This window comes from Devosia insulae DS-56, assembly GCF_000970465.2.
Lineage (GTDB): Bacteria > Pseudomonadota > Alphaproteobacteria > Rhizobiales > Devosiaceae > Devosia_A > Devosia_A insulae.
Genome location: NZ_LAJE02000084.1, coordinates 1 through 9,812, shown reverse-complemented (window position 1 = coordinate 9,812; position 9,812 = coordinate 1). Strand labels below are relative to the sequence as shown.

Sequence of the window (9,812 nt, the reverse complement as noted above, 5' to 3'; positions counted from 1 at the left end):
ACCCCCAACCCCTCCCCTCAAGGGGGAGGGGAGCAGATCCAGAGCTGTCAGATGGCACGGGTCATGCCGCCATCGACGAGCAGGCTCTGCCCGGTGACGTAGGAGGCGTCGTCGGAGAGGAGGAAGGCCACAACCCGGGCCAGCTCCTCGAGCTCGCCATAGCGGCCGATCGGGATCTTCTGGCGGCGGGTTTCGACGGTGTCGTAATTGTCGAGAAATCCGGGCAGCACTGCGTTCATGCGGATGCCCTCGGCGCCGTAGCGATCGGCATAGAGCTTGGTCCAGGCCTGCAGCGCCGGGCGGAGGGCCGACGACATCGGCATCACCAGCTCCGGCGATTTGCCGGCAAAGCTCGAAATGTTCACTGCGGCGCCTTTCCTCGCAGCGAGGAAGTGCGGCGTCACCAGCCGCATCAGGCGGACCGGGTTGAGGACAATCATGTCAAAGCCATGCTGCCAGTCCTCGTCGGGCATGGTGCCGATATCGCCGGTGGGAACGTGCCCCGCATTGTTGACCACGGCATCGATGCGGCCATGCGTGGCGATGGTCAAATCGACGAGCCGCTGCAGATCGGCCGGCTCGGTGAGCGAGCCGCGCACCGCAGTGGCGGAGAGCTCGGCGGCCACCGCCTCGACCTGCTCGGAGCGGGCGAACAGCACCAGCCGGTAGTCGCGGGCAGCAAGCTCGCGGGCGATGGCGGCGCCGATGCCCTGGCCGGCTCCGGTGACGATCGCTACAGGCTGGGCGATGGGCTGGATCATTGGCATTCCCTTAGACTTCTATTGGCCGAGAGGCGATGGCACGAGGAGGGCGCGTGATTGACTGCTGCCCTGCCCGGGGCTAGAGAACCGGCCGTGCGTTCATACCCCATCGTGCTCCGACCCGCCTGCATCTTCAGCTGAGATGTGAAGTGGCCCGCCTCGCGACCCGGTCAATTCGACCGGCCGCTGGTCATTAGGGGCCTAACGCCGTCGCATAATTTACGGGTTTCGGAGTTCACTCGATGAACAATCTTTCTAGGCCGCTCTGGCAGCGGTTCCTCGTCTTCCTCGTGCCGCTGATGCTCAGCAACATCCTGCAGTCGCTGTCGGGCACCATCAACAATATCTATATCGGGCAGATGATCGGGGTGGAGGCGCTGGCCGCCGTCTCGGTGTTTTTCCCGATCATGATCTTCCTCATCTCGTTCGTGATCGGCCTCGCCTCGGGCGCGGCGATCCTGATCGGCCAGGCCTGGGGCGCCAAGAACCTCCTCAAAATCAAGCAGGTCGTTGGCACGACGCTGACCGTCGGCTTCCTGATGGGTCTGGTCGTCGCGGTGTTTGGCGGCTTGTTCGCGCAGAACCTGATGGAACTGCTCGGGGCGCCCGCCGACATCGTCGCCGAAGCGACGGCCTATGGCCGGATCGTCCTGATCGGCATGCCCGGATTCTTCCTGTTCCTGATCATCACCTCGACGCTGCGCGGCGTCGGCGACACGGTGACGCCGCTGCTGACGCTGGTGTTCTCCATTGGCGTCGGGCTGTTCGTCACGCCGGCGCTGATCCAGGGCTGGTTCGGCCTGCCGCAGATCGGGGTGCTCGCCGCCGCGGTGGCGTTCATCGCCGGCTTCGTCGTGGTGCTGATCTTTCTGTTCTTCTATCTCAACTACAAGAAGAGCCCGATGGCGCCCGATGCCGAGCTGATCCGGCACCTGAAGGTGGATTTCCAGCTGCTCGGCCTGATCCTCAAGCTCGGCATCCCGGCCGGCGTCGCCATGGTGGTGTCGTCGATCTCGGCCATCGTCATCGTCGGCATCGTCAACCGCTACGGCTCCGAGGCGACGGCGGCCTATGGCGCGGTCAACCAGGTGATGAGCTATGTGCAGTTCCCGGCCATGTCGATCGGCATCGCCGCCTCGATCTTCGCTGCCCAGGCGATCGGCGCGCGGCGCTTCGACGAGGTGGAAAAGGTGACCCGTACGGCGCTGCTGATGAACCTCATCGTCACCGGGGCGCTGGTGCTGATCGCCTACCTGTTCTCGCAGCACCTGGTGCGGCTGTTCATCACCGACGAAGCGGTGGTGCAGGTGGCCGAACGGCTGCTGCACATCGTGTTGTGGAGCTGCCTGGTGTTCGGCTGGGGCTCGGTGTTCTCGGCGGTGATGCGCGCTTCGGGCGACGTGTGGATCCCGATGGCGCTGTCGCTGGCGGCGATCATCCTGGTCGAGGTGCCGGCGGCGCTGACGCTCAGCCACTTCTTCGGGCTCGAGGGCGTGTGGTGGGGCTATTGCCTCAGCTTCACGGCCCTGCTCACCTTCCAGGCTACCTACTACCTCGGCTGGTGGCGGAAGAAGGAAATCACGGCGCTGGTGTAGGGTGGCTGGTTCAGGCCCTTTAGGGGGGCCCGTCTAGGAGAAACAACGCTCCGCAAGTCCCACAACCTCGGTGTCATCCCCGCGAAAGCGGGGACCTCCGTTTGCGATCGTGCGGAAGGCCAAGAAAACAGAGGTTCCCGCTTTCGCGGGAATGATCCGGTGGGTGGGGTGAGACCGTGCCTTAGCGCTTATAGGCCCTCGCCGGGTGACACCGTGAGGGGGACGGTCCGGTGCCCACCAGGTTGCTACAGGCGCGGTGACGTTCCTGCCAGTACGTCCCAGGCGGCCATGGCGCCGTCGATTACTCGCTCAAGGGCGGCGCCGCCGGCGCCGTCCCGTGCCTGCAGGGCGAGCCCGTTCAGCACCGTGGTGTAGAACTGCGCCATGGCGTCGGCATCGGCGCCTCGGGGGACATCGCCGTCGATCATCCCCTTCCTGATCCGCGCCGCGAACGAGCCGGTCGAGGCGTTGCGCAGCATAGCCAGATGCGCCCGGACTTCGGCGTTCTGCGGCGGGCCGACGGCGGCGGCGAGCACGATCATGCAACCCGATGGGATGTTCGGATCGGTGTAGGTCTCGGCGTTGGATCGCAGCAGCGACTCAATCGCTCCGCGCGCCGTGGGTACGTCTCCCAGGGTTGGCCCGTAGGTGCGCACGTAGAGGTCAAGTGCCTCATAGAACAGCTGCTCCTTGGAGCCGAAGGCGGCATAGAGGCTCGGCTTGCCCACTCCGAGCGCCTCGGTCAGGTCGTTGACCGAAGTGCCTTCATAGCCGCGCTCCCAGAACAGGCGCATCGCCTGGTTTAGCGCCAGATCGCGATCGAACTCTCGGGGACGGCCTGCCAAAATCGGGTTTCCGGATGATTGTCTACCGATCAGTATAAAATTCTTGACGCTGCATCGCAACCGTCATAGCCAATTGTGTACCGATCGGTAGAAAATGGAGATCCGATATGACTGACCTTGAGCTTTCCGGCCGCGTGGCCCTCGTTACCGGCGGCAGCCGCGGCATCGGCGCCGCCACCGTGCTGGCGCTGGCCAAAGCCGGCGCCGATGTCGCCTTTACCTTCGAGCGCAACGGCGAGAAGGCCGGCGAGATCGCGGCGGAAGTCACTGCCCTCGGCCGGCGTGCCATCGCCATGCAGGTGGATTCGGGTGATCCCGATGCGGTGATGGCCGCCGTCGACCGGACGGTCGCCGAACTGGGGCGCATCGATATCCTCGTCAACAATGCCGGCGTCGGCACTGGCGGGCCGTTCGGCGAGGTGACGGTCGAAAGCTTCGATCGGCTGTTCTCGATCCATGCCCGGGCGCCGTTCTTCGCCACCCAGGCGGCGGTGAAACACATGAGCGAGGGTGGGCGGATCATCTCGATCGGCACCAATATGGCGACGCGCGTGGCAGGGCCGGGCCTCAGCCTTTATGTCACCAGCAAATCGGCACTGGGCGGCATGACCCGGGCGCTGGCGCGCGAACTGGGCCCGTTGGGGATCACCATCAACACCGTCGATCCAGGGTCCACCGATACCGACATGAACCCGGCAGATGGGCCGATGGCGCCGTCGCAGATGGGCCTCAATGCGCTCGGCCGGTTCGGCGCCGCCGAGGATATCGCGGCGGCGGTGGTGCATCTCGCCGGCCCGGGCGGGCGCAGCATCACCGGCACCTCGATCCTCGTCGACAGCGGCTTCAACGCCTAGGCTCTGATAGCGGGCTCTCGCCCAGGCACCATCCTTGCCCCTCCACGGTGTCACCCCCGCGAAAGCGGGGGCCTCTGTTTACCGAGCCCGCTGCAAAGCTCCGCAAATGGGGGTTCCCGCTTTCGCGGGAATGACCCTGTGGGTGGGGTGAGTTTGGTGCCTTCGCCTCAATCGCACGAGCCAAGACGCCTCGGGTCACGGTATGAAAATCACCGCTTGACTTAGAGTGCACTCGAACTCCTAGCCTTCCTTCTCGTTGTGGCAAGGAAGGCAGAGATGAAGATCGGTCAGCTGGTCGAGCGTTCGGGACTCACCGCCCATACGATCCGCTATTACGAGCGGATCGGGCTGTTGCCCTATGCCGACCGGGACCAGTCCGGCCAGCGCGATTACGATGCGTCGATCCTCAGCTGGATCGAATTTCTCGGCCGCCTCAAGGCGACCGGGATGCCGATTCGGGAGATGCTGCATTATGCAGCCCTGCGCGATCAGGGTCCCGCAACCGAGGCGGCGCGGCGCGAACTGCTGGAGCGGCACCGCGAACAGGTGCGGGCCCAGCTGGCCGAACTCTCCGAGAGCCTCCTTGTCCTCGACGCCAAGATCGCCGGCTATGCCGGCATATCGAAGAGGATGAAGGACTATGACGCACTCCCAGAACGCCGCAAGCGACCGGCAACCGTCAGGCGGGCAGCCGCCCGCTGGTAGCCGCTTGGCGACGCGAACCCTCGGGCCGCTGACTGTTTCGACCGTCGGGCTGGGCTGCATGGCGATGAGCCACGCCTATGGCGGCCAGGATGAAGCCGATGCAATCCGCACGCTGCATCGCGCCGTGGAACTGGGTGTCAGTTTGTTCGACACCGCCGAGGTCTATGGGCCGTTCGCCAACGAGATTCTGGTCGGCAAGGCGCTGAAGCCGTTTCAAGACAAGGTGGTAATTGCCACCAAGTTCGGGTTCAAGATCGACCCCAGCAAGTCGGACATCAGCGCCATGGCCGGCGTCGATGGGCGGCCCGAGCATGCCCGCGAGGTGGCCGAGGCGTCGCTCAAGCGGCTGGGCGTCGAAGCGATCGACCTGTTCTACCTGCACCGCGTCGACCCGCAGGTGCCGATCGAGGATACGGTGGGCGCCATGGCCGAGCTGGTGCGGGCGGGTAAGGTGCGGGCGATCGGGCTTTCCGAAACCAGCGCCGATACGCTGCGCCGGGCGCATGCCGTGCATCCGATCGCGGCGCTGCAGAGCGAATACTCGCTGTGGACCCGCGACCCCGAGGGCGACATCCTCGATACCTGCCGTGAGCTTGGGATCGGCTTTGTGCCGTTCAGCCCGCTGGGCCGCGGCTTCCTCACCGGCACAATCCAGAAGCCGGAAGATCTCGGCGCCAACGACTTCCGGCGCGGTTTGCCGCGCTTCAGCGAAGAGAACATGGCGGCCAATGCCCGACTGGTGCAACTGCTCGAAGCGATGGCAACGGAGAAGGGCGTGACAGCGGCGCAGCTGGCGCTCGCCTGGGTGATCCACCAGGGCGATTTCATTGTGCCGATTCCCGGAGCACGGCGGATCGCGCATCTCGAACAGAACGTCGCCGCAGCGAGTATTGCGCTCTCGGCCGAGGAGCTGAAGACGCTCGGCGAATTGCTGGCGGCCGAGAAGTTCTCGGGCAAGCGCTATGGTGATAGCGGCGCCTGGGTGGCCAAGCGCTAGCGGCTCCCTTTTCTGGAGATGTGCGAGGGACTGCCCCTCACCCTGACCCTCTCCCCGGAGGGGAGAGGGGATGCACTTTGAACGGGCGGTGCCACATCGCCCCCTCTCCCCGCCGGGGAGAGGGACGGGGTGAGGGGAAGGTCAGCGTGGCGCTAGAGACCTTTACCCCAGCGTTCGAGCCAATCGACGCCGAATGCCACCACCTCAGGGGCGGGGACGAGCACCGAGTTCGCCTCGCCGACCTTGCCCCGCTTGCCGCGACCAGTGGCGAGGAACGCTTCGACGATGGTGGCGAAGTAATCCTCGGGCAATCCGTCCGGCGGATCGCCGGTGTCGAACTCCTCGAACCAGCGCCACACCGTTTCGCCGTCCACAAGGATCGGGGCCTCGTAGCGCAGGATGCGCTTGTTGGGGAAATCGGCGAGGTGCTCGGCATGATGCAGCAGCGTCATGGTGTCGAGCGGCGCCCCCAGCATCAGCACCTTGCCCTTGGCCTCGACGAGCTTGCCGAGCGGCGATTGCGGGCCGTAGCCATAGTCGAGCGCATGGTCGGCGGTGAACCACTCGGCCTCGCCGCCGAGTGCCGCCATCGAGGCGCCGGGGCTGCCGCTGCGCAGTGAGCCGGGCGTGGTGCGCAGTGCCTCCGGCCAATAGCCATTGTCGCGGGTGGAGCGTGAGCGCTCGGGGTCGAAAGCAGCGATATGCTGGCGCATCGCCGAGTCATCGCGCAGCTCGTCCTCGAGCTGCCAGTCGCAATAGCCGAGGATCGTACCAGCCGGGCCGACCACGTCGCGCAGCGCGTCGATGATATCGTCGGGGCCGTTCACCAGCTTGCCGACCTGTCGCAGCGCGGCATGCACTAGCACGGCATCGCCATCGGCGAGGCCGATAGCGCTCAGGTCGTCAGCAAGGCTGGAGCGGGTTGCTACCCCAGCCATCACCTCGCGGCGCCGGCATAGCGCCGCTCCGGCGGGTGCTGGTCGGTGGTCTCGTCGTGCAGCCCGTCATACTCGAGGCGGGCACTCTGCACCTCGCCCTGATGCTCTTCCGCCCAGGCCCAGAGCGAGCTGATCGGCCCCTGCAGGCTCTGGCCAAGCGGGGTCAGCTGGTACTCAACCCGCGGCGGGATCTCGGGGTAGACTGTGCGGGTGACGAGACCGTCGCGCTCGAGGTTGCGCAGGGTCAGGGTCAGCATGCGCTGCGAAATGCCGCCGATGGTGTGGCGCAGCTCGTTGAAGCGCATGGTCTTCTTGCCGAGATAGCCGACGATCATGACGCTCCACTTATCGCCGATGCGATTGAGGATGTCGGCCATGGCGTTGCAGGTCTCGCTCCGGCCGGGAATGGGTTTCATCTGGTGCCTCCAAACGGGCAAAAATACTCTAGTCACAAATATAGACACGGTTACTCCTTGTGACTAGGGGTGCGCGGCGCATGTGGGCCGTTGCCTTGGAACAGTGAAATGCTCTAGGGAGCGTAGAACGTTCAACACGAAGGAGATGACGATGGGGCGGATCGAAGAGCTGGTCGACCGGATGACGCTCGAGGAGCAGGTGAGCCTGCTGTCGGGCGAGGATTTCTGGTCGCTGCCGGCAATCGATCGGCTCGGTATCGGCAAGCTCCGCGTCACCGACGGGCCGAACGGGGCGCGCGGCGGTGGCTCACTGATCGGCGGGGTGAAATCGGCGGCGTTCCCGGTGGGGATCGCGCTCGGCGCCAGCTGGAACGTCCGGCTGCTTACCGAGATCGGCACGGCGTTGGCCGAAGAGGTGAAGTCGAAGGGGGCGCATGTTAGCCTCGCCCCGACGGTGAACCTCCATCGTTCGGTCAGCAACGGGCGCAATTTCGAGTGCTACTCGGAGGATCCGATCCTCACCGCCAGCCTCGCCGTCGGCTATATCGAGGGGCTGCAGGGGCAGGGCGTTTCGGCGACGATCAAGCATTTTGCCGGCAATGAATCGGAGATCGAGCGCACCACCATCAGCTCCGAGATCGACGAGCGGACGCTGCGCGAGCTTTACCTGGTGCCGTTCGAGTGGGCGGTGAAGCGGGCCGGCACCTGGGGCATCATGAGCTCCTACAACAAGCTCAACGGCACCTTCACCAGCGAGAACCCCTGGCTGCTCGACCAGGTGCTGCGCAAGGAATGGCACTATGACGGCGTGGTGATGTCGGACTGGTTCGGCTCCCACTCCACCGCGCCGACCGTCAATGCCGGGCTCGACCTCGAAATGCCGGGGCCGCCGCGCGATCGTGGCGAGAAGCTCGTGGCGGCGGTGGAAGCCGGCGAAGTCAGCCGCGAGACGCTGCGGGCCCGGGTCCTCGACGTGCTGCGGCTGATGGAGCGGACCGGCGCGCTCGACGATCACAGCGAGTGGGCGGAGCGGGCCGACGACCGCGCCGAGCACCGGGCGCTGATCCGTCGTGCTGGCGCCGAAGGCGCGGTGCTGCTGAAGAACGCCGGCGAGCTGCTGCCGCTCAGCGGGTCGGGGAAGCTTGCGGTGATCGGGCCCAACGCCAGAGTGGCGCAGATCATGGGTGGCGGCAGCGCGCAGCTCAACCCGCACTATCGGGTGTCGCCGTGGGATGGCCTGGTCGCGGCTTTGGGCGAGGATCACCTCAGCTATGCGGCAGGGGCGACCAACCACCGCTTCGAACCGCTGCTGCGCGGCGGCTTTACGGCGGAGTATTTCGCCAACGAGACGCTCAGCGGTGCGCCGGTGTTCACCGAGACGCTGGAGGAAGCGCAGGCCTTCTGGATCGGACGGGTTGGCGGCGGCAAGGTCGATCCGCTGCATTTCTCGGCGCGGCTCACCGGGCGGTTCACCCCGGAGGCGAGCGGCGAGCATCGCGTCGGCATCTACAGCGCCGGGTTTTCGCGGGTGCTGGTCGACGGCAAGCTGGTCGCCGATGCGTGGACGCACTGGAGCAAGGGCCGCACTTTCTTCGAGGAGGGCTGCGACGAGGTGGTGGGAACCATCAATCTCGAAGCCGGCCACAGCTACGACGTGGTGATCGAGTTCGCCGCCAAGCCGTTCGCGACACTCGGTCTCGCGGCTTTCGCCGCCGGTATCGGCTTGCCGCTCGGCGATGCAGCGATCGCCGCGGCAGTCGAAGCGGCGCGCGAGGCCGAGGTGGCGCTGGTATTCGTCGGGCGCAACGGCGAATGGGATACCGAGGGCAGCGACCTCGATTCGATCACCTTGCCCGGCCGGCAGGACGAACTGATCGCGGCGGTGGCCGCGGTGAACGCGCGCACCGCGGTGGTGCTGCAGACCGGCGGGCCGGTGGAAATGCCGTGGCTGGGTGAAGTCGCGGCAGTGCTCGAGGCCTGGTATCCGGGGCAGGAGGCGGGCAACGCCATTGCCGACGTGCTGACCGGCGCGGCCGAACCGGGCGGCCGGTTACCGCAGAGCTTTCCGGTCAAATGGGCCGACAACCCGACCAACTCGCAGGATCGCGAGATCTATCCCGGCCTCGACGGCAAGGTCCGTTACGAGGAAGGCGTGTTCATCGGCTATCGCCACTACGATCGCCACGGCATCGCGCCGCTGTTCCCGTTTGGCTTCGGGCTTGGCTACACGAACTTTGCGGTGTCGGACCTCGAACTGGATGCCTCTGGGTTCGAAGCGGATGGCGAGGTGAGTGTCTCGGTGACGGTCGAGAATACCGGCCGGCGCGCCGGCTCCGAAGTGGTGCAGGTCTATGTGTCGGCGCCGGACGCGACGGTGGCGCGGCCGGCCAAGGAGCTGAAGGCGTTTGAGAAAGTGCGCCTGGGGCCCGGCGAGCGGCAGCGGCTGACGCTGGCGCTTGATGACCGGGCGTTTGCCTACTACCGGACGGAGGCGCAGCACTGGCTGGTGGAGCCGGGGCGGTATGTGATCCGGGTGGCGCGGCATGCGGCTGATGTGGGGATGACGGCAGAGGTGGTGCGGCGAGATCGGTTGCTGCTGCCGGTGTGATTCATCCCGAGGCCGGTGCGGGCTGACCCCCACCCTTGATCCCTCCCCCTAAACAAGGGGAGGGAGACGATGGCCTCGATAGCGGTGTTTTGG

Annotated in this window: 9 protein-coding genes; 5 read left to right on the top strand and 4 right to left on the bottom strand. The window is 66.0% G+C overall.

Translation table 11 applies throughout. The features are described 5' to 3' along the window. Positions 1–47: 47 nt before the first annotated feature. Positions 48–761 carry an SDR family oxidoreductase gene (locus VW23_RS05800; protein WP_069908645.1) on the bottom strand — a complete coding sequence of 238 codons (714 nt, stop codon included), beginning with the start codon at positions 759–761 and terminating at the stop codon, positions 48–50. 242 nt (positions 762–1,003) lie between these two features. On the opposite strand from VW23_RS05800, the gene VW23_RS05795 reads away from it, so the two are divergent. After that, positions 1,004–2,356: an MATE family efflux transporter gene (locus VW23_RS05795; protein WP_069908644.1), complete on the top strand. Its 1,353-nt coding sequence runs from the start codon at positions 1,004–1,006 to the stop codon at positions 2,354–2,356. A gap of 245 nt (positions 2,357–2,601) precedes the next feature. Here VW23_RS05795 and VW23_RS05790 read toward each other — a convergent pair whose 3' ends face one another. Further along, entirely contained in the window at positions 2,602–3,201 is a 600-nt protein-coding gene (locus VW23_RS05790; RefSeq protein ID WP_069908643.1) for a TetR/AcrR family transcriptional regulator, read from the bottom strand. A gap of 107 nt (positions 3,202–3,308) precedes the next feature. Between VW23_RS05790 and VW23_RS05785 the strand changes: the two genes are divergently transcribed. The 3 genes from VW23_RS05785 to VW23_RS05775 all read left to right on the top strand — a co-directional run bounded on the left by VW23_RS05785 (position 3,309) and on the right by VW23_RS05775 (position 5,757). Continuing rightward, positions 3,309–4,055 carry an SDR family NAD(P)-dependent oxidoreductase gene (locus VW23_RS05785; protein ID WP_069908642.1) on the top strand — a complete coding sequence of 249 codons (747 nt, stop codon included), beginning with the start codon at positions 3,309–3,311 and terminating at the stop codon, positions 4,053–4,055. A gap of 276 nt (positions 4,056–4,331) precedes the next feature. Continuing rightward, positions 4,332–4,760: a MerR family transcriptional regulator gene (locus tag VW23_RS05780; RefSeq protein ID WP_069908641.1), complete on the top strand. Its 429-nt coding sequence runs from the start codon at positions 4,332–4,334 to the stop codon at positions 4,758–4,760. Between the two features lie 4 nt (positions 4,761–4,764). Then, on the top strand, positions 4,765–5,757 hold the full coding sequence (locus VW23_RS05775) for an aldo/keto reductase (RefSeq protein ID WP_069908640.1): 993 nt from the start codon (positions 4,765–4,767) through the stop codon (positions 5,755–5,757). 152 nt (positions 5,758–5,909) lie between these two features. Here VW23_RS05775 and aac(3) read toward each other — a convergent pair whose 3' ends face one another. After that, complete coding sequence (gene aac(3) / locus VW23_RS05770; RefSeq protein WP_069908639.1) at positions 5,910–6,695, bottom strand: aminoglycoside 3-N-acetyltransferase; 786 nt, start codon at positions 6,693–6,695, stop codon at positions 5,910–5,912. Beyond that, a complete protein-coding gene (locus VW23_RS05765) occupies positions 6,695–7,111 on the bottom strand; it encodes a winged helix-turn-helix transcriptional regulator (RefSeq protein ID WP_069908638.1) in 417 nt (138 codons plus the stop codon). Before VW23_RS05765 ends, aac(3) begins: the two co-directional genes overlap by 1 nt. A 151-nt stretch (positions 7,112–7,262) precedes the next feature. Here VW23_RS05765 and VW23_RS05760 point away from each other — a divergent pair, with 151 nt between their 5' ends. Beyond that, positions 7,263–9,719, top strand: coding sequence for a beta-glucosidase (locus VW23_RS05760; RefSeq protein WP_069908637.1), 2,457 nt, complete (start codon positions 7,263–7,265; stop codon positions 9,717–9,719). The last annotated feature ends 93 nt before the right edge of the window (positions 9,720–9,812 follow it).